This window comes from Pseudomonadota bacterium, from assembly GCA_013285445.1.
In the GTDB taxonomy this organism is placed as follows: Bacteria; Pseudomonadota; Gammaproteobacteria; order Xanthomonadales; family Wenzhouxiangellaceae; genus Wenzhouxiangella.
Genome location: CP053448.1, coordinates 17,841 through 35,887, shown reverse-complemented (window position 1 = coordinate 35,887; position 18,047 = coordinate 17,841). Strand labels below are relative to the sequence as shown.

The 18,047-nt window shown below is 66.4% G+C and carries 16 protein-coding genes; 11 read left to right on the top strand and 5 right to left on the bottom strand.

Translation table 11 applies throughout. The annotated features are described in order from the left end of the window. Positions 1-66 precede the first annotated feature (66 nt). Both HND55_00185 and azu read left to right on the top strand, forming a co-directional pair. Positions 67-666 (top strand): DUF2062 domain-containing protein, encoded by a 600-nt coding sequence (locus HND55_00185; protein QKK01199.1) that lies wholly within the window; start codon positions 67-69, stop codon positions 664-666. Between the two features lie 75 nt (positions 667-741). Then, positions 742-1,182, top strand: coding sequence for an azurin (gene azu, locus HND55_00180; protein QKK03922.1), 441 nt, complete (start codon positions 742-744; stop codon positions 1,180-1,182). A 1-nt stretch (position 1,183) separates the two neighbouring features. On the opposite strand, the gene HND55_00175 is transcribed toward azu, so the two are convergent. Continuing rightward, positions 1,184-1,612, bottom strand: a complete 429-nt coding sequence (locus tag HND55_00175) for a DUF3429 domain-containing protein (GenBank protein QKK01198.1) — start codon at positions 1,610-1,612, stop codon at positions 1,184-1,186. A gap of 143 nt (positions 1,613-1,755) precedes the next feature. Here HND55_00175 and HND55_00170 point away from each other — a divergent pair, with 143 nt between their 5' ends. The 4 genes from HND55_00170 to HND55_00155 all read left to right on the top strand — a co-directional run bounded on the left by HND55_00170 (position 1,756) and on the right by HND55_00155 (position 4,059). Then, positions 1,756-2,940 (top strand): hypothetical protein, encoded by a 1,185-nt coding sequence (locus tag HND55_00170; protein ID QKK01197.1) that lies wholly within the window; start codon positions 1,756-1,758, stop codon positions 2,938-2,940. Positions 2,941-3,043: 103 nt separating this feature from the next. Continuing rightward, positions 3,044-3,280 (top strand): 50S ribosomal protein L28, encoded by a 237-nt coding sequence (rpmB, locus tag HND55_00165; GenBank protein QKK01196.1) that lies wholly within the window; start codon positions 3,044-3,046, stop codon positions 3,278-3,280. Between the two features lie 10 nt (positions 3,281-3,290). Beyond that, positions 3,291-3,458, top strand: a complete 168-nt coding sequence (gene rpmG / locus HND55_00160) for a 50S ribosomal protein L33 (protein ID QKK01195.1) — start codon at positions 3,291-3,293, stop codon at positions 3,456-3,458. A 4-nt stretch (positions 3,459-3,462) separates the two neighbouring features. Beyond that, entirely contained in the window at positions 3,463-4,059 is a 597-nt protein-coding gene (locus HND55_00155) for a carbonic anhydrase (GenBank protein ID QKK01194.1), read from the top strand. Here the strand turns inward: HND55_00155 and radC are convergent. Next, positions 4,056-4,730 (bottom strand): DNA repair protein RadC, encoded by a 675-nt coding sequence (radC, locus tag HND55_00150; GenBank protein QKK01193.1) that lies wholly within the window; start codon positions 4,728-4,730, stop codon positions 4,056-4,058. The genes HND55_00155 and radC overlap by 4 nt on opposite strands. Before the next feature lie 105 nt (positions 4,731-4,835). Between radC and coaBC the strand changes: the two genes are divergently transcribed. From coaBC to HND55_00135, 3 genes are read left to right on the top strand one after another with little or no spacing between them, the layout of a single operon-like run. Continuing rightward, positions 4,836-6,068 carry a bifunctional phosphopantothenoylcysteine decarboxylase/phosphopantothenate--cysteine ligase CoaBC gene (gene coaBC / locus HND55_00145; GenBank protein ID QKK01192.1) on the top strand — a complete coding sequence of 411 codons (1,233 nt, stop codon included), beginning with the start codon at positions 4,836-4,838 and terminating at the stop codon, positions 6,066-6,068. After that, complete coding sequence (gene dut / locus HND55_00140; GenBank protein QKK01191.1) at positions 6,040-6,495, top strand: dUTP diphosphatase; 456 nt, start codon at positions 6,040-6,042, stop codon at positions 6,493-6,495. The genes coaBC and dut overlap by 29 nt, the downstream gene beginning before the upstream one ends. 1 nt (position 6,496) lies before the next feature. Next, positions 6,497-9,496 (top strand): phosphomannomutase/phosphoglucomutase, encoded by a 3,000-nt coding sequence (locus HND55_00135; protein ID QKK01190.1) that lies wholly within the window; start codon positions 6,497-6,499, stop codon positions 9,494-9,496. A 120-nt stretch (positions 9,497-9,616) separates the two neighbouring features. On the opposite strand, the gene HND55_00130 is transcribed toward HND55_00135, so the two are convergent. Genes HND55_00130 through HND55_00120 form a run of 3 tightly spaced genes read right to left on the bottom strand, consistent with a single transcriptional unit; the run spans position 9,617 to position 14,687 of the window. Next, the gene (locus tag HND55_00130; GenBank protein ID QKK01189.1) at positions 9,617-10,618 is read right to left on the bottom strand and encodes a hypothetical protein; all 1,002 of its coding nucleotides are present in this window, start codon (positions 10,616-10,618) and stop codon (positions 9,617-9,619) included. Positions 10,619-10,639: 21 nt separating this feature from the next. After that, positions 10,640-13,324, bottom strand: a complete 2,685-nt coding sequence (locus HND55_00125; GenBank protein QKK01188.1) for a hypothetical protein — start codon at positions 13,322-13,324, stop codon at positions 10,640-10,642. Positions 13,325-13,334: 10 nt separating this feature from the next. After that, positions 13,335-14,687 (bottom strand): glutamate--cysteine ligase, encoded by a 1,353-nt coding sequence (locus tag HND55_00120; protein ID QKK01187.1) that lies wholly within the window; start codon positions 14,685-14,687, stop codon positions 13,335-13,337. 57 nt (positions 14,688-14,744) lie between these two features. On the opposite strand from HND55_00120, the gene HND55_00115 reads away from it, so the two are divergent. Both HND55_00115 and HND55_00110 read left to right on the top strand, forming a co-directional pair. Then, positions 14,745-16,304 (top strand): peptide ABC transporter substrate-binding protein, encoded by a 1,560-nt coding sequence (locus HND55_00115; GenBank protein ID QKK01186.1) that lies wholly within the window; start codon positions 14,745-14,747, stop codon positions 16,302-16,304. Further along, a complete protein-coding gene (locus tag HND55_00110) occupies positions 16,301-18,013 on the top strand; it encodes a peptide ABC transporter substrate-binding protein (GenBank protein QKK01185.1) in 1,713 nt (570 codons plus the stop codon). The genes HND55_00115 and HND55_00110 overlap by 4 nt, the downstream gene beginning before the upstream one ends. The last annotated feature ends 34 nt before the right edge of the window (positions 18,014-18,047 follow it).

The following is an 18,047-nucleotide window of genomic DNA, read 5'->3' as shown; positions in this document are numbered from 1 at the left end:
CTGTCTGCCCCGATTGCCTGCCGGCTGCCCCCGGTCAGCGGCCGGAGCGATTTCGGTAGGGCGGCCGTGTTCACCCGCTTTCTGCTGCGCCACAGGCGGGCCACGGCAGCCGGCGAAGGTCCTGTCGGCCGCAGCCAGCGGGTCCGTGCCTGGCTGAACCGGTCCGGCTGCCTGCGCTTTCGGCGCGAGCCGGTTGCGCGCGGGGTCGCGGTGGGTCTGCTGATCGGCATGACGCCGACGGTCGGGTTCCAGACCCTGCTGATGCTGGCCGGCTGTTTGCTGATTCGCGGCAACTTCCCTGCAGCCTTCGCGGTGTCCTGGATCAGCAATCCGCTGACGCTGCCGGCCATGGTCTGGGCCTATCACCAGCTGGGTGAGCGGCTGTTTGGTCGGTGGCTCGGGGCGCTGTCTGGCGGTGGTCGACTGGATGAGGCGTTCAGCGATGTCGTTGCCACCGCGCTGGGCAGCCTCATATTCGCTGTTCCGGTTGCGCTGATCGGCTATCTGGCGGTGCTCGGTGCCGCCGAGGTGTGGCAGCGCCGGCGCCACCACGCGCGCCGCCGGCGCCGCGTTTCGGCGCGACGGGGAAAGGGCTTTGCGCAGCGGCTGCATGCGCGCCACGTGCGCCGTGGCCAGTCGACGCCCCCGGATCGGAAGGCCGGTTGATCCGTCGCTCACGATCTGTGGGTATGCTTCGGGCTCGTACGATTTTCCAAGGAGACAATGAAAGTGACCGGGATAATGAAAGTGCTGCTTGGAGCGGCCGGTGCCCTGATCGCTGCGTCAATTCAGGCGCAGGACTGCACGGTTGCCATCGACAGCACCGACCAGATGCGCTTTGATCGCGACCGGATCGTTGTGAGCCGGGACTGCGAGACGGTCGAAGTGACGCTGACCCATAGCGGCCGGCTCAACGTCCGGCAGATGGGTCACAACTGGGTGCTGGTGGCCAGTAACGACCTTGACGCTGTCGTCGCCGAGGGAATTCGCGCCGGTTTCGACAACGGCTATCTCAAGCCCGATGATACGCGTGTGCTGGCGGCAACCGAGCTGATCGGTGGCGGCGAGTCGACCACCATCACGTTTTCACTCGACCGACTCGACCCCGGCGGGCGCTACGAATACGTCTGCACGTTTCCGGGTCACAGCACACTGATGCGTGGCGAGTTCGTGCTTGAGTAGATCAAAGCTGGCCAAACTCGATGACCGTGGTGGCAATCAGCAGCGCCACCACGCTCATCGAAATACCCAGCCGCATGTGCCGGTACCAGCCCGGCTGGCGGTTGCGGACCCAGACGGACTCGGCCAGCCAGTGCAGGCCGAACAGCACGGCCAGCAGCAGAGCCGCCGAGACCAGCGGCAGCAGCAAGGCCGGCAGCGCGGCCAGCACGAGCAGAATACTGACGATCAGCGGTGCCTCGGGCATTTCACCATCGACCAGCGCCGCCGCCCACAGCGTACCGCCCATGAAGGCGACGATGAGCACGCCGTAACCGATCAGCAGATGCTCAAGCCAGCCGGGGCCGCCCAGCCAGGCGAAGCCGGCCATGACGGCAAACGGAAGCACGCCGAGCCAGCCAAGCAACCGGGCGGTCTGTTTTCTGCTGCGCATTCCCGTCTCCCGCGAGTCGATCAAGGCCTGGGCCCGGGTCGAAGCGCCGGGCCACACTGCCAGTGCCAATGACAGCACCGGTCAGGATGTCTGACAGTTCATCATCGAACAGCCATCGCCCCGCGTCAAGGCGCCCGCGAGCGTTGCCGCTGGCCGAAGCGCTGCGCGCTCCCTGGTCTGCCGAGACGCGCCGCTGGACCCTCGCGCTGCCCGCTGCAACAGCCGGACTGGTTCTGCTCGCACCGCTATGGCCCGATGCGCTCACCGGACTGTTTACGTTTGTCGGTGTGCTTGCGATCTGGACCCTGGCCATCGGACACGCGGCGCGTTTGCTGCTGGCGCTTGCCAGTGGTGCACGCACGGCTGCCGAGCGCGCCGGTCACGACGTTCCGCCGGGGCTGGTCGGGCGAATGATCGTCTTGTGGCTGATTGCGCTGACGCCGCTGACGATCGCGGTGGCCGGCTCTTCGCCGGGGCTGGCTGCGCCGCTGACCGGCGCCATCGTCCTGGTCGTGCTGCCGTTGGCCACGCCGGTCCTGGCGCGCACCGTGTCCCTGATCGATGCGCTCGATCCGCTTGCCTGGCGCGCAACCCTGGTCGAGGTTGGCATCAATCGCCACCTGCGCCTGACCGCGATTCTGGCAGTGATGGTGGCCGGGTATGCGCTGCTTGCGCTGATCCTGGCGCCTCTGCCCGGCTGGGCCTCTGCGGCGCTGCAGATGCTCTACTGGGTCTGGGTGCAGTTTGCCTGGTTCTGGCTGGTTGGTGCCGCTTTGGCTGCGCCGCGAGACGATGGGCGGGCGCCCCGATCGTCGCCGGCGCACCAGGCATTTGATGTCGACGCCGAGTTCAAGCGCCTGATGGGCGAAGGCGGGCTGCCGGGCGAGCACCGGCGTCTGGCCGATGCGCTGCTGTGGACCGGCGAGACCGAGCGCGCCATTGCGCATGGCCAGCATCATGTGACGGCACTGCTGGAGGGGTTTGGGCGAGCCGGTGAAGCGGTTGAGGCGGCCGATCGTCTGATCGCCCGGGTGCCGGAGTTCCAGCTGCCCGATACCGAGTCGATGTACCGCCTGATTGGGGCATCGCGCCGGCACGGCCATCCAGGCTTGACGATCGACCTGTGTCGCAATTATCTTGCCGCCTTTCCGCGCTCGTTCAAGCGCGATGAGATTCGTCTGCTGGCCTGCGAGGCGGCGGCCGAGGCCGGGCCCGGAACCGGGCGACGGGTTGCGGGCTGGCTCGGGGAACTGATGCAGGCCGAGCTGGCCGACGACCAGCGGACACGCCTGAAGCGAATCCTGCCGTACCTGGACGGGCGTCCCTGAAACCCCCTGAAATCGACCCTGATCGGCGCCGGGGAAGTTGAATTCCGGCGTGTGTTGAGGTATAAAGGCGCGCTCGATTGCTCAATAGTCAGGAATTTTCGTCATGTCCCGAGTCTGTCAGGTGACCGGCAAGCGTCCGCTGGTCGGCAACAACGTCTCCCACGCCAACAACAGGACCAGGAAGCGTTCGCTGCCGAATCTGCACAGCCACCGTTTCTGGGTTGGCAGCGAAAACCGCTGGGTGAAGCTGCGCGTGTCCACGAAGGGGCTGCGGATCATTGACAAGAAGGGCATCGATCAGGTTGTGGCTGACCTGCGTGCCCGCGGCGAACGAGTCTGAGGAGACGATCATGGCCAACAGCGCTCGCGACAAGATCAAGCTGGTTTCCAGTGCCGGTACCGGTCATTTCTACACGACCAACAAGAACAAGAAGAACACGCCCCACAAGCTGGAGTTCAAGAAATACGATCCGGTCGTGCGCAAGCACGTGATCTACAAGGAAGCCAAGATCAAGTAAGCCCGTGCCCGAGGAACTGATCCGCGGTAACCGGGAGTGGGCATCCGGTATCCGGGCGCGTCAACCGGACTATTTTTCACGCCTTTCTGCCCAGCAAAGACCGGGCTACTTCTGGATCGGCTGTGCCGACAGCCGCGTGCCCGCGAACGTCATCACCGGTCGCGATCCCGGTGAGATCTTCGTTCACCGCAACGTCGCCAACGTCATTCATTCCTCCGACCTGAATTTCCTCAGCACGTTGGAATTTGCCGTCGACGTTCTTGAAATCGGCAAGATCATTGTTTGCGGGCACTATGGATGCGCCGGCGTGCGGGCGGCCTCCGAAGACGTCATCCACGGTCTGGCCGACCACTGGCTGGAACCGATCCGGCGTATCGCGCGCGGTCAGTCCGAAATTCTCGGATCGCTTTCCGACGAAAAGGCCCGGCTCGACCGCCTGGCCGAACTCAACGTGGTCGAGGGTGTGGCGCGCATCGCTGAGACCCCGATCATGCGTCGCGCATGGGCATCGGGCAAACGTGTAGCCATCCACGGCCTGATGTACGGACTCGAGGATGGCCTGCTCGAAAAGCTCGACTGCTCGATCACGCAATCCGGCTAAACCAGCCCCCGCTCGGCCAGCGAGACCACCTCGCCATCACCGATGATGAAGTGATCGAGCAGGCGAATATCAACCAGGCCAAGGGCATCGCGTAACCGCCGCGTAATGGCCAGGTCGGCCTGGCTGGGTTCGGCGATTCCACTGGGATGGTTGTGGGCGACGATCAGGGCTGCGGCCCGGCGCGCGAGGGCCTTTTCGACCACCACTCTTGGATGCACATGGGCGGAATCAATGGTGCCGGCGAACAGCTCGTCGAAGGCGATGGCGCGATGGCGGGTGTCCAGGTGCAGGGCGCAAAAGACCTCATGAGGCCGGTCACGAAGCGCGGCGCGCAGGTATTCGCGCGTGGCCTGCGGGCTGGTCAGTGGTTGTCCGCGCGCAAGGTTTTCACGCAGGTGGCGACGGGCCAGCTCGATGGCGGCCTGGATCTGAGCGTATTTGGCCGGCCCCAGTCCCGGGGTCGCACAGAATTGTTCGCAGCCGGCCTCGAGCAGCCCGCGCAGCCCGTTGTGCCGACTGATCAGCATGCGGGCCAGGTCCAGCGCCGAGCGCCCGTGACAGCCGGTGCGCAGCAGAATGGCCAGCAGCTCGGCGTCGCTGAGTCCCGCCGGGCCGTGTTCGAGCAGGCGTTCCCGGGGACGTTCGGTCATGGGCCAATCGGCAATTCGCATCAAACCGTTCCAACAGAATTCAGGAACCGTTATTCTGGTGCCTTCAGGCAGCCGAAGCGATCGGTGTTTTGCCGCGTCGGACGTAGGAAAATGACGGAGTCAGGCATGAGCATATTGACCGGCAAGCGCGTTGTGCTGGGTGTGACCGGCGGCATTGCGGCCTACAAGGCACCCCGCCTGGTCCGGCGCTTGCGTGAGGCCGGTGCCGAGGTGCGTGTGGTGATGACTCCCGGCGCGGAGGCCTTCATCACGCCACTCGCGCTGCAGGCTGTCAGCGGTCATCGTGTGCGCACGACCCTGCTTGACGCGGAAGCTGAAGCCGGCATGGGTCATATTGAACTGGCGCGCTGGGCCGATGATGTCGTCATTGCCCCGGCCACTGCGCACCTGATCGGCCGGTTGGCATCCGGACTGGCTGACGATCTGCTGGCCACCCTGGTGCTGGCGACCGAGGCGAACATCTGGCTGGCGCCGGCAATGAACCGGGTCATGTGGTCGTCGTCGATTGTTGCCGAAAACTGCCGCCGGCTGGCCGCGCGCGGCATCCGGCTGATCGGCCCGGACAGCGGCAGCCAGGCCTGCGGTGAGGAAGGGGCCGGCCGCATGATCGAACCCGAGCGACTGGTTGGCGAGCTGTCCGGTATCAGCCGGCGGCTGGCTGGTCGCCGCTTCGTGGTCACCGCCGGCCCGACTCATGAACCCCTCGATCCCGTGCGTTTTATCGGCAATCGCTCCTCGGGCCGGATGGGTTTCGCGGTGGCCGCGGCGCTGCAAGAGGCCGGTGCCAGGGTCGACCTGGTGGCCGGTCCGGTCCTGCTCGACACCCCGGTCGGCGTGCACCGCGTCGATGTGCGCACCGCGCGCGAGATGCACGCCGCGGTCATGGACCGCATCGACGGCGCTGACGGATTTGTTGGCGTCGCTGCGGTGGCCGACTATCGGCCTGCGAGCGAGCAGCCCCGGAAAATCAAGAAATCAGATCAGGCGCTGGCGCTGGAGCTGGTGCCCAATCCAGACATCCTTGCGGCCGTTGCCGCGCTCGATCAACGACCGCGCCTGGTTGCGGGCTTTGCGGCCGAAACCCACGACATCGAGGCAGCCGCGCGCGGCAAGCTGGTCGCCAAGAAGCTCGATCTGATCGCCGCCAACCGCGTTGGCGACCATCAGGGTTTCGACCACGCCGACAATGCGCTGGAAGTTTACGCCGGGGATCGGCGCTGGAGCCTGCCGGTTCAATCCAAGCGGCAGCTGGCACGCGAGCTGGTTGCTATTATCGCCAGTCAACTGGAGCGGAGGGAGCCGCAGCCGGATGAAGGAACTGAAAGTCAGAATCATTGATCAGCGCCTGGGTGGTCTCTGGCCCTTGCCCGGGTACGCCACGGAGGGATCGGCCGGGCTCGATCTGCGCGCCTGTATCGACGACCCGCTGACGCTGGCTGCCGGAGAGACTGCGCTTGTGCCTTCCGGCATGGCCATTCATCTCGACGATCCGGCTCTGGCCGCAGTGCTGCTGCCGCGCTCCGGTCTGGGTCACAAGCAGGGCCTGGTGCTGGGCAACCTGGTTGGACTGATTGATAGCGATTACCAGGGCGAGGTGCGCATCTCGTGCTGGAATCGACGTGCCGAGCCGATTGTCATCGAGCCGGGACAACGCATCTGCCAGCTGGTTGTCGTACCGGTGGTTCAGGTCCGCCTGGCCGTGGTTGATTCGTTTGCGCCCACTGCACGCGCCGATGGGGGTATCGGCCACACGGGGGTGCGCTGAGATGCAGTCGATGGTCGATTCCGGTTTCGCCGGGCGGATCCGCGGTGCCGCGACGGTGCAGATCGTGCTGATCGCGGCCGGCGCTGCCATTGCCCTGGCCGGCGCATGGTTCCTGGTGGCCAACCTGTCGGGCAGCGAAGGCGGAAACGCCGGGCGCCTGGCCCGTCAGAGCGCCGCGCTGCTCAGTGAGACGGTGGAGTCGATTCAGGCCGACCTGAAGCGGCCGGAGGTTGTCGAACAGGCACGCGCCGTGCTCGATGGAGAGACCCAGGCCCTGGATGCGGTACGCCGCCTGCTGCGCTCGGGCGGCATCAGCAACATTCTCGACGTGCGCGTGTTTCCGCCCGGTATCGAGGAGATCGAGACCGGTGCCTACCCCGAGCCGGATTTCGGGGTGCTGGATATGTTGATGGAGGCACGGCGCCAGGGTGCTGCACAGGCCGAGATTCACTATCCCGGCACCGCCAACGAAAACCTTGCCTTTGCCCAGTCGTTCGGCGCAGACGATGCCGAAGCAGTCGACGGTTATCTGTTCCTGCGCGTGCCGGTCAGCGTGGTGACGCGCAGGATCGAGGATCCGGGCGCCGACGGATGGATCGTGTTGCTGCAGGGCGACGCGGCAATCAGCGGGCGTGCGCCCGAGTCGGAGCGCCGCGGCGAGGGCGGCCGCCTGGCGGTGGCCGGCAGTGAGCTGGCGGTGCTTTGGGGCGCCCGCGCGAGCGGCCCGCCGCTGGCGATGCGTGAGGCCGCCCTGTTACTGTTGGCAGGGGTGCTGCTGGCCGTTGTCGGCTGGCGTGGAAGCGGACTGCTTGCATCGCTGCCGGCGTTGTCGCGCAGCCGTGGGCCTGCAACGGATGACGCCGCAGCGCCGGATACGATGCCGAAAGACGAGACCCCTGCAGGGCGACCGGCAAGCGCTCAACCCGAGACCGAGGTGAATCGCGACCACGATCGCGCCGGTGATCTGCCGGAATGGCTGATCGACCGCAATCGGGCGGCGGCGCAGCCCGGCGAATCCGGGGGCGGTCCCGAGGCGGGAACGGCAGGGCCGGATTCGGATTCCGGGACCGGTCAACCGAAGCGCGAAACCGTCTACATGGATGTTCCGGACCTTGACGAGATCCTCGACAGGATCGATGAGGAGAGCGATGGGGATGCCGTGGACCCGCCGGTTGTCGATGATGAGCCGGAGGTCGTCGAAGACCTGTCCGACTTCGAGTTCAGCTCCGATGTCGATACCAGTGAGGACGTGGATCTGGGCGAAGACTTCGACCTGGACACCGAGCTGGCCACGGAGCCCGAACCCGAACCCGAGCCCGAGCCCGAGCCCGAACCCGAACCCGAACCCGAACCCGAACCCGAACCCGAACCCGAACCCGAACCCGAACCAGAGCCAGAGCCAGAGCCAGAGCCAGAGCCAGAGCCAGAGCCAGAGCCAGAGCCAGAGCCAGAGCCAGAGCCAGAGCCAGAGCCAGAGCCAGAGCCCGAGCCAGAGCCAGAGCCAGAGCCAGAGCCCGAACTCGAACCCGAGCCCGAGCCCGAGCCTGAACCGGAGCCTGAACCGGAGCCTGAACCGGAGCCCGTTGCCGTTACATCGATAGCCACCGACGATGATGTTCGGCGCCTGCTGGAAGGGAGTGGCGGTATTTTCCGCCCCTACGACATCCTTGGCGTTGTCGATGAAGTGCTGGACACGGATATCAGCGCGGCGATCGGTCAGGCCATCGGTTCAATTGCCGTCGATCGCGGGCTGAAGCGCATTGCGGTGGCCCGCGACGGCCGCTTCAGCGGGCCGGTTCTGCTGTCGGCCCTGATTCGCGGGCTGCGCAGCAGCGGCATGGATGTCATCGAGATCGGCGCCGTGCCGACTCCGCTGCTTTGGTTCGCCGCCAACGAGCTGGCCGGAGGCTCGGGGGTCATGCTGACGGCGTCCCATCACCCGCCCCAGTACAACGGTTATCGCATCATGCTGGCCGGTGAGCTGCTCGATGTCCACGGCATGGCCGAAATCGCCGCGCGGATTCGCGACCGGCGCTACAAGGATGGTGACGGCAGCTATGACCAGCAGGACATCATCGAGCGCTACGCCAAGCGACTGATTGCCGATATTCAGCTCGAGCGGCCGCTGAAAGTCGTTGTCGACTGCGGCAACGGCGTGGCCGGCGCGATCGTGCCGAAGCTGTTTGGTGCCATCGGCGCCGAACTGATCCCGCTGTATTGCGATGTAGATGGCAGCTTTCCCAATCACCTGCCCGATCCCTCGTCGTCCGATGAGCTTGAGGACCTGCGCCTGTGCATTCGCAATTTTCAGGCCGAGCTCGGTATCGCCTTCGATGGCGATGGCGATCGTCTGGTGCTGGTCACCCGCGGTGGTGAGGTGATCTGGCCGGATCGGCTGCTGATGCTGCTTGCCGGCGAGATACTGGCCACCCGACCCGGCGAGGCGGTGGTCTATGACGTGCGCTGTTCCAGCCATCTGCGACGCTTCGTCGAGCAGGCCAACGGGCGGGCGATCATGGCGCCCAGCGGACAGCAGGCGGTTGCCCGGCGGCTGCGCCGGGAAAACGCGCCGCTGGGCGGTGAAATGAGTGGCCACCTGTTCGTCAGTGACCGCTGGTACCCCTTCGACGATGCAATCTACGCCGCGGCGCGCCTGCTCGAGATCCTGGCGGCCGATACCCGACCGGTCGAAGAGATCATGGCCGAGCTGCCGGAGTTTCGCTCGACGCCGGAAATCCGCGTCAACGTCAAGCGCGCGCGTGCGCTCGAGCTGATCGGGCGGCTGCGCGACGAGGCCGAATTCGGTGATGCGCTGGTTACCACCATCGACGGCGTGCGAGCCGACTGGTCGGATCGTTGGGGCCTGGCCCGGATCGAGGCCGAGAGCGGCGCGCTGATTCTGCGATTCGGTGCCGATGAGGCAACCGCGCTCGGGCGGGTGCGCAGTGATTTCCGGGACAAGCTGCTGGCGCTGGATCCGAAGCTGCCCCTGCCCTACTGAGTCGGCTCGTCAGCCGGGGAACTTCCCGGCACCGCTGCGCAGCTGCGACAGCTGGTGTCACTGGCGTTGCAGCGCACAGCCTGCGGCGTCTCCGACAAGACGTGCTCCGCGCAGAGTTGTTCAGAGGGTCCCTGGGCGAAAGCCGGCCTCGAGCAGGTAGTCGATGGTCAGGTTGTCAAACAGCGCCGAACCGGTGGATACGAAAACCGCCGGGCGCTCGGCCCGGACTGCCGGAGAGGTCAGCACGGTCTGCAGGTCGGTCACTTCGCTGCGGTCGAGCCGGCCCGCGTTCATGAATCGGGCCAGGTCGCCGTGCAGGCAGGAATCGGGGGTATCCACGAACACATCGTAGTGGTCCAGTATCCCGGCGGCGATTTCACGCTGCCAGTGCGTGTCGGCACCGACGCTGATGACCAGGTCCGGGTGCCATTGGCAAGCGTCGAACACCGGGGCTTCGCTGTCGGTGGCCAGAATCAGGATATCGGGCCGGACAGAGGCATCGTCGAGCGTGAAGGTGCCGGTCTCCAGGCTCGAATCGACCGTTGCGATCAGCGATGCGGCGGTGCCGGCGCGTTCGGCATTGCGATCGGCAAACAGGATCCTGCTGATCCCGCCTAGGGCCTGCGCATACAGGGCCGCGTAATAGCCAACCCGGCCGGCGCCGACGATGGCAACGGTGTCCCGTCGACGGGCCAGCAGGTCCAGCGCTGCGGCGGCACAGGCGCCGGTGCGGGCAGACGACAGCAGGCAGGCGGCGAACCCGGCCTCGATGAAGTTCTCGCTGGCGTTGAGCGCGAAGGCCTTGCCGACGCTGATCTCTCCCGGGACGATTCGCCGCGGCCAGTTCGTGCCGACGATCTTGACGGTTTTTCGGACCCGGTCCGGAAACCGAACGACGCAGGGCATAACGCGAAAGTCGGAGCGCTCGCCGGGGTCGGCAAACACGGTCTTCGGCGGCAGTTCCAGGCTTGCCCGGCCGCTGGCGATCTGCCTGAGCGCGTCCATCAGCCAGTTCATATAGGCACTGGGCTGGCGGGTCAGTCCGACATGCACGGCCTCGTCGTCGTGGTACTGATAGGGCTCCCGGCTCAGACGCAGCAACGAGGCAAGCAGAGGCGACATCGGGCGGTTCATGGGGTCCATTCAGTGTCCTGGATCAGGGGCTTCGGCAGGCTGGAGACAGGGCAGCGACAGCTCCGGTGGCGCCAGCACCACGACCAGGTCGTCGGGGCTCGCGGCGGCCAGGGCGCAGCGGATGGCTGCACGGCGGTCGAGGTGCACCGACACCCGCTCGGGATCGGCGCCGGCCTTGTGCAGCGCCTGCTGGAAATAGGCAAGCATTTCGCTGCGGCGGTCCGGCCCGGCATACTCCGGATTGTCGTCGACGTAGGCACTGACGCCCAGGGCGATGCGGTCGAAGCGTCGGGCCAGCGGTCCGGCCAGTTCGTCGATGTGGTGGCGATGTCGGGCGCCGATCGTCAGGCAGGCCAGATGCCATCGGCCGGCAGGCGACAAACCCTCGGCGACGCGCAGCACCTCGGCGACGCCGGGCGGGTTCTGCGCGAAATCGCTGAGTACCGTGAACGGATAGCCATCGATGAAGTTGAATCGTCCGGGGTTGCCGGCCGGCGTGTTGGCAAACCCCGCCAGGGCACGGCGAATGACGGGCAGGTCGATCTCCATGCACCAGGCCAGGGCGACCGCAAACAGTGCATTGCTGATATTGCAGTCCAGCAGCCCGTTCATGGTGGCCGGAATCGCGGCGCTGCGCATCAGGGTTTGCCGCTCGGGGCCGTGGATCAGCACGATCCACCCGGCGTCGTGTGCAACGGCCCGGCCTCCGGCGTCAAGGTGCCTGGCGAGGGCCGGTTGGTCGATGTTGCGCGAGACCAGCACGATCTGGCAGTGTCTTGCCGCGTCGGACATCGACAGGCACAGTGGATCATCGGCGTTGATGACTGCATGTCCGCTGGTGTGGCTGAACAAGCGTGACTTGGCCCGGGCCATGGCCTCGAGCGAATCGATGCCGTCGACGCCGATATGGTCGTCGGCGATGTTCAGGCAGGCCGATGCATCGCATCGATCGATGCCCAGGCCCACCTTGTGCAGTCCGCCGCGTGCCGTTTCCAGTACGGCCGCCTCGACACGGTCGTCGGCCAGGATCAGCCCCACGCCCGAGACGCCGGCCACGTCATCATCGGCCAGGCAGTCGTCATCGACAAACGCGCCCTCGGTCGTGGCCAGTCCGGTGCGGTAACCGGCGGTCCGGAAGATGTGCGCCAGCATGCGCGTTGTTGTGGTCTTGCCGTTGGTGCCGGTGACGGCCACTGCCGGAATGCGCCCGGACCACGGCGTCGGAATCAGCTGCTTCAGCCAGGCGCGGGCGAGGTCGGGCCGGGCGCACAGCTCGGGGTCGGCAACGACATCGGTGACCTGGCAGTTGCCGCTATCGGCGCTGCCGGCCGGGTCGCGGATGGCCAGATCGATCCCGGCAATATCTGCAAGTCCGCAGGCCGCCGCAACGGCTTCGGCCAGCTCCAGGATGGCCGGCGACAGTCGGGTGGTCACGGGCATGACGCGGCCACCGTTGAAACGGCTGGCGCGAGCGCGCAGCCGCACGGTCCGGCCGCGCTCGAGCACGCTGTCGTGCTCCAGGCCGGCCAGGGTCAGGCGCCGCCGGACATCGGCATCGCCGGCGGCAAGCTCACGCCAGGCACGCCGCTCGATGCCCGGTCCGGCCTGATCGCGGTGCTGTTCGATCAGTTCGCTGACCGTTGCCCGGCCAGTGCCGGTGATCTGCGGGGGCTGACAGCACAATGCAGCGCGCAGGCGGCCGCCGATGATCAGCAAGCGGTAAGATGCGCCCGGCGAGCAGCCCTCGATCCGGATCGGAGAGCCCTCGGTCAGCACGGCCTGACAGGCCAGCAGGATGTGATCGGGTTGCGTGAGCGGCCCATAGTCCTGAATGAGTACCTGCCGATCGGAGAATGCCGGCTTGTGCGATGGCCTGACCATGACCGGGACGCCGAGATCGAGCGCAGCGCGAACGGCACGCACGGCGTTCCCGAAGCCTCGCGGGTCGGTACACTGTTGCGGTACCGGAAAGCCGTGGCGAGTGAGCAGATCGATCAGCCGGCTGCGGTCGAGGGTCAGGCCCAGGCACTCCGGGTCCAGCCCGCGCGGCACCGAACCGGCCAGCACCAGGCGGCGGGCGCCGTAGCCGATCTGGTACAGACCCGACTGGATCACACGCTCCGGCGGTGCTTGTTCAAACGGTTCCTGGTCCAGACGCAGGACCGGCAGGTCGCGCTCGCCGGCGGCCTGCATCATCACTCTCGCGTCCGGGTCCAGGACGCGCTGCTCGGCCCTCGCGCAGAACGCCCGAACCGACTCGATCAGGGCGTCGGCGGCCTGGTCGCCGGGCGGCATGTCGAGGATGGCGCCGGACAGGATGGCGGCATCGCGCCAGGTGCTGATGTCTTCGCACGGTGTGATCAGGCGCAGGCTTCCGGCCGATTGACCCGGCGCGACCCGCGTCTGCCCGCTGGTGTGGCCGGTCGTCGCCAGCAGGCTGCGCAGAATGCGCTCGAACAGTGCCACGTCCGGCACAACGGCGTCGCGCAGCGACGGGTCGGCCGGGGGGAGCCGGAGCCCGAGGGCGGTGATTGCCGCCTCCACTCCGGCCCGTGCTCCGGTACCGGCTGATGGCCGGGGCGGCGCGAACTCGAACCAGGCCATTGGCGGTGGCCCGAAATGCGTATGGCCAGTCAGGAAGCCGATGCGTTGCGGTGCTGATGGCTGCGGTTGCCGGCCGGCATTGGCACGCATCGGTGACGACTCAGTAGGCAAACTGTTCGAACAGCGGCCGCATTTGGCGGTTCCACTGGCCTTCAAACGCCACCAGCTTGGCTTCGGCCGGCGTGCTGCCGCGTTCGACGATGCTCTCCAGCGGCGCCAGAAACCCGCCTTCATCCTGACCGACGCCGTCAAGCCTGCGCCGCCGCACCAGACCCTGCCGGGCCAGGCCGGTCAGCTCGGCGGCGAGATCGCCCGCGCTGCGACCGTCGATGTCTGCGCGCAGCCCGACGCGCGCGACGTCCTCGCGCAGACTTTGTCGCTGCGCGGGCGACCAGTTGCGGGTGAGGTCAAGGCAGGCGGCGAGGTTGGACGGGTCGTAGAGCAGTCCAACCCAGAAGGCCGGCAGCGCGCACAGCCGTCCCCACGGTCCGCCGTCGGCGCCCCGCATTTCCAGAAAGCGCTTGAGCCTGACCTCCGGGAAAACAGTGGTCAGGTGGTCTTCCCAGTCGGCCAGGGTCGGTCGTTCACCGGGCAGCCCGGGCAGGCGACCGGCAAGAAAGTCACTGAAGCGCTGGCCCGCGACATCGATATAGCGGCCATCGCGGCGCACGAAATACATCGGCACGTCGAGCATGTAGTCGACATAGCGCTCGAAGCCCATGCCGGTCTCGAACACCCAGGGCAGCATGCCGGTTCGGTCCGGGTCGGTATCGGTCCAGACCTGGCTGCGGTAGCTCAGATAGCCGCTCGGCTGACCCTCGACGAACGGTGAGTTGGCAAACAGCGCCGTGGCGATTGGCTGCAGGGCCAGTGAGGCACGAAACTTGTCGACCATGTCGGCTTCGCTGGAGAAATCAAGATTGACCTGGACGGTGCAGGTGCGCTTCATCATGTCGTGGCCGAGTTGACCGACTTTCGCCATGTAATTGCGCATGATCGCGTAGCGTGCCTTGGGCATCCACTCGATCTCCTCGCGTCGGGCGGTCGGATGGAAGCCCATGCCCAGAAAGCCGATGTCAAGCGGTTCTGCGACGCTGCGGACCTGGGCCAGGTGGGTATGCACCTCGTTGCAGGTCTGGTGCAGGTTGTCGAGGAGCTCACCGGACAATTCGAGCTGTCCGCCCGGTTCCAGCGTGATGGAGCAACCATCGCGGTTGAGCGCGATCGGCCGGCCTTCTTCCAGCACGGGCTGCCAGCCGAATCGCTGCGCCAGCCCCTCGAGCACTGCACGCACCGAGCGCGGACCGTCATAGGGCAGTGGATCGAGGGTGTCGGTCAGAAAACCGAACTTTTCGTGCTCGGTGCCGATGCGCCATTCCGATTCCGGGCGGCAGCCGGACTCCAGCCAGGCGGCCAGGTCGCGCTTGTCGGTGAGAACGGTATCCGGTCGCAACGGGCATCTGCCGGCTAGAATGAAGGCTGGATTATCGCTTTTTTGCCGGTTGTGTGCATGCGTGTGACCGACCCCGGGCCCGAGCTGTTACAGCCGCGATGCTGGCTGCCGTGGCTTTTGGGCCTGTGGCTGTTTGCTGTCGAATCGGCCGCTGCCGGCGTGCTGCACCGCGGCCTGGGGCCGGGTCCGGACTCGCTCGACGTGCATCGCGCGCAGAGTCTGTCGGCGCTCAACGTCCTGCGGGATCTGCACGAAGGCCTGGTGACTTTCGATGCGCGCGCCGGACTGATTCCGGGCATCGCTCGCAGCTGGTCGGTCAGCGATGACGGGTTGACCTGGACCTTTCGGCTGGATCGTGAGGCGCGCTGGTCCGACGGCGAGCGGGTGACCGCCGGGGATTTCGTGCGGGGCTGGCGTCGGGCGCTGGCGCCGGCGACCGCCTCGCCGACCGCCGGACTGCTCGACGGGGTGGCCGCGGCCGCCGATGTGCGGCGCGGTCACCGGCCGCCTGACGCACTGGGTGTCCGGGCGATCGATGATGATCGACTGGAGGTGCAACTGGAACGGCCGATCCCCTGGTTCGCCGAGTTGTTGACCCACCCGGTGACCTACCCGTGGCCTGGCCCAATTGCCCGCTACAGCGGCCCGTTCATACTCGACGAAACGGTTCCGGGGGCCCATCTGCGTCTGCGAGCCCGTGCAAATTGGCGGGCGGCCGACAGCGTGGCTCTGGATGCGGTCGTCTGGCACGTGATTGAGGAGCCCAATGTCGAGCTGGCGCGCTATCGCGCCGGTCAGCTGCATGTCACCGAGACCATTCCTCCCGGCCGGGTGGACTGGCTGCGCGACAAGTTCGGGACGCAGCTGCGTATCGCGCCCTATCTTGGCACCTTCTACCTGGTGTTCAATCTGTCACGCCCACCGTTTGACGAATCGCCGGGCCTGCGCCGGGCGCTGAGCCTGGTGATCGATCGCGACATTCTGGTCGAGCGGGTGCTGGGCTCGGGCGAGCTGCCGGCCTGGGGGCTGCTGCCGCCGGGCATGCCCGGCTGGCCCGAGATGTGGGCCCCGCCGCTTGCCGCTGAGCAGCGCCTGGTCGAAGCGCGCCGGCTGTACGCCGCCGCCGGCCATGGTGCTGACAACCCGCTGACCGTCGAGCTGCGCTTCAATTCCTCCCTCACCCACCGGCGTCTCGCAGCGGCCGTCGCGGCGATGTGGAAGGCGCAACTGGGTGTGCAGACCCGCCTGATCCATGAGGAATGGAAGGTGTTCGTTGCCAACCGGCGGCAGGGGCGAGTCACCGAGGTCATGCGCGGCGGCTGGATTGCCGACTGGCGTGACGCCGCCAACTTTCTCGATCTGTTTCGCTCCGACAGCCCGATGAACTATGCGTTTTTCGATGATGCGCGCTACGATCAGCTGCTGCAGCGGGCCGAGGGTGCCACTGGACTCGGGCGGATTGATTTGTTGCGGGAGGCCGAATCCCGGCTGCTTGAGCAACAGGTGGTCATCCCGCTGTACTACTATGTCTCCAGGCACCTGGTCGATCCCGATGTGAGCGGATTCGAGGACAACCCGATGGATATACACTTGTCGCGCTGGCTGTCGATTCAATGAAGTACTGGCTGTGGCTTGCAGTTGCAGTGGCGACCGGCTGCGCCGAGCGCGACGGCGGTGAGCCGGTGCAGCCGCCGCCGCGCCTGCCCGAGCCCGTCGAGGCGGCGTTCAATGACGATGGCCGACCGCTGCCGGATGTGCTGGCCGAGCAGCAGGTTGTTCACCGCGGCAACGGCGAGGAGCCGCAAACGCTCGACCCGCATCTGGCCGAGGGCGTGCCGTCGGCCAATATCCTGCGTGATCTGTTTGAAGGGCTGACCACGACTTCACCCGACGGCCGTATCGTGCCGGGGGCAGCGCTGCACTGGGACATCAGCCGCGACGGCCTGACCTACACGTTCTTCTTGCGGCCTGAGGCGCGCTGGTCGAACGGTGAGTCGCTGACCGCGGCCGATTTCGTCTGGTCCTGGCGGCGCGCGGTTGATCCGGAGACCGGCGCATCCTACGGCCGCATGCTGGCACCGGTGGTCAACGCCGGGGCCATCCTGTCCGGTGAATTGCCGGCCGTTGAGCTGGGCGTCGAGGCTCTCAACGAAACGACCTTTCAGGTGCGGCTGGAGGATCCCACGCCCTATTTCCTGGGTTTGCTGACCCATCCGACCACCTACCCGGTCTGGCGGCCGGGGGTGGAGACATTCGGCTCGAGTCACGTTCGCCCGGGCAATCTGGTGTCCAACGGCGCCTACCAGCTGATCGACTGGCAGGTCCGTTCACGCATCGAGCTGGCGCGCAACCCGCACTACCATGGCGTCGAATCGGTGGTGGTCGAGGGTGTCGTGTACTACCCGTTCGAGGACGAGAACACCGAATTCAATCGCTTTCGCGCCGGGGACCTGCACTGGACCTACCAGGTGCCCTCGAATCAGTTTCGCTGGCTGCAGAACAACCTGTCCGAAGCGCTGATGGTGGCGCCCTGGTTCGGCACGTACTTTTTTTCATTCAATCTCACACGCGCGCCGTTCGAAGACAACCTGGCGCTTCGCCAGGCGCTGACGCTGGCGATCGATCGCCGGATCCTGACCGAGCATGTCAGCCAGTTCGGCGAGATTCCGACTTTCAATCTGGTGCCGCCGGGTTTGCCCGACTACGTTCCGCCCGAGGTCGAATGGGCCGAATGGAGCCAGGAGGAGCGCGAACAGGAAGCCCGACGGCTCTACCGCCAGGCCGGCTTCTCGGAGTCCCAGCCGCTCAGCGTCGAATTGCGCTACAACACCTCGGAAAATCATCGCAAGCTCGCCGTGGCCGTGGCGGCGATGTGGAAGCAGGTCCTCGGCACGCGAACGCGCCTGGTCAACGAGGAATTCCGTGTCTTTCTGCAGAATCGTGCCCAGCGCCGGGTTACCGAGGTCTTTCGCGCCGGCTGGATTGGCGACTACCAGGACGCATTCAGCTTTCTCGAGCTGTTCCACTCCGCGCACGGCCGCAATGATGCCGGTTACAACAATCCGCGCTATGATCGTCTGCTTGAGCGCATTGCTGCCGAACGGATTCCGGCGCGCCGTCGCAACCTGATGGCCGAGGCCGAGCGCATGATCCTGGCCGACCAGGTCATCCTGCCGGTTTATGTCTACGTCTCCAAGCGTCTGGTCGACCCGCGCCTGAAGGGCTGGGAAGAAAACGTCATGGACTACCACCTGACCCGCTACATGTACCTGCTCAGGGCCAGGGAACCCGCCCCGGCCGGGGAAGCCGCCGATGTTCCGGAGTAGTCGTTCGTGCCGGGCAGGTGCCGGTGACCTCCAG

Bases quoted from the DNA above. Each gene is read 5' to 3' on its own strand.
- azu (QKK03922.1), top strand. From the start codon at position 742: ATGAAAGTGCTGCTTGGAGCGGCCGGTGCCCTGATCGCTGCGTCAATT.
- HND55_00175 (QKK01198.1), bottom strand. From the start codon at position 1,612: ATGCGCAGCAGAAAACAGACCGCCCGGTTGCTTGGCTGGCTCGGCGTG.
- rpmB (QKK01196.1), top strand. From the start codon at position 3,044: ATGTCCCGAGTCTGTCAGGTGACCGGCAAGCGTCCGCTGGTCGGCAAC.
- rpmG (QKK01195.1), top strand. From the start codon at position 3,291: ATGGCCAACAGCGCTCGCGACAAGATCAAGCTGGTTTCCAGTGCCGGT.
- radC (QKK01193.1), bottom strand. From the start codon at position 4,730: ATGCGAATTGCCGATTGGCCCATGACCGAACGTCCCCGGGAACGCCTG.
- coaBC (QKK01192.1), top strand. From the start codon at position 4,836: ATGAGCATATTGACCGGCAAGCGCGTTGTGCTGGGTGTGACCGGCGGC.
- dut (QKK01191.1), top strand. From the start codon at position 6,040: ATGAAGGAACTGAAAGTCAGAATCATTGATCAGCGCCTGGGTGGTCTC.
- HND55_00135 (QKK01190.1), top strand. From the start codon at position 6,497: ATGCAGTCGATGGTCGATTCCGGTTTCGCCGGGCGGATCCGCGGTGCC.
- HND55_00130 (QKK01189.1), bottom strand. From the start codon at position 10,618: ATGTCGCCTCTGCTTGCCTCGTTGCTGCGTCTGAGCCGGGAGCCCTAT.
- HND55_00125 (QKK01188.1), bottom strand. From the start codon at position 13,324: ATGCGTGCCAATGCCGGCCGGCAACCGCAGCCATCAGCACCGCAACGC.
- HND55_00115 (QKK01186.1), top strand. From the start codon at position 14,745: ATGCGTGTGACCGACCCCGGGCCCGAGCTGTTACAGCCGCGATGCTGG.
- HND55_00110 (QKK01185.1), top strand. From the start codon at position 16,301: ATGAAGTACTGGCTGTGGCTTGCAGTTGCAGTGGCGACCGGCTGCGCC.